Annotated in this window: 1 protein-coding gene; it reads right to left on the reverse strand. The window is 64.6% G+C overall.

Translation table 11 applies throughout. The features are described 5' to 3' along the window. Nucleotides 1–783: AMP-binding protein (locus A5753_RS13655; protein ID WP_156656097.1), on the reverse strand; the 783-nt coding region annotated here is incomplete at both ends.

A 783-nucleotide genomic window follows, 5' to 3' on the forward strand; every position in this document is an offset into this window, starting at 1 on the left:
CAGCGCCCCCCAGATCTCCCACACCGAATAGTCAAACGCCAACGAATGACACTGGCTCCACACCTGCCCCGACAGCTCGAGGTCGGCGTCCAACGTCTCCAACAGCCGCGTCACATTACGGTGACTGACCGCCACCCCCTTAGGCACACCAGTAGTGCCCGAGGTGTAAATCAGATACGCCACATCATCAGGAGCCACCCCCACCGCCACAGCGGTGCCAGGCTGGGTGTCGATACGCCCATCATCGACATCGATCACCGCCAACTCATAACCCTGCACCCGCTCAGCCAACTCCGCGGTAGTCACCACCGCGACCGGCCCCGCATCAGCGAGCATGAACTGCATCCGCGCCCCCGGCTGCCCCGGATCAATCGGCACATAGCTCGCCCCGGCCTTGAGCACCGCCACAATCGCCACAATCGCCTCAGCGCAACGCGGCAACAACACCGCCACCCGATCGCCCGACACCACCCCCTGACCCACCAGAAAATGCGCCAACCGATTCGAGGCCTCATCAAGCTGCCGATACGTCAACGACTGACCTCGGAAGCTCAGCGCCACCGCCTCGGGAGCCCGAACCACCTGCGCGGCGAACAACGCCGGAATCGACACCCGCACAGTCGAATCGGGCCGAGCCAACACCGCCCGATTACCCCAAGCCTCGATCCGGACGTGCTCGGCCTCGTCGACCACATCGATCGAGGACAGCCGCCGCGCTGGATCCGCGGTCATCGCCAACACCACCCGCTGCAACCGCTCCACCAACACCTCAATGCTGGCCAC

Source organism: Mycobacterium sp. 852002-51971_SCH5477799-a, assembly GCF_001667145.1.
Taxonomy (GTDB): Bacteria; Actinomycetota; Actinomycetes; order Mycobacteriales; family Mycobacteriaceae; genus Mycobacterium.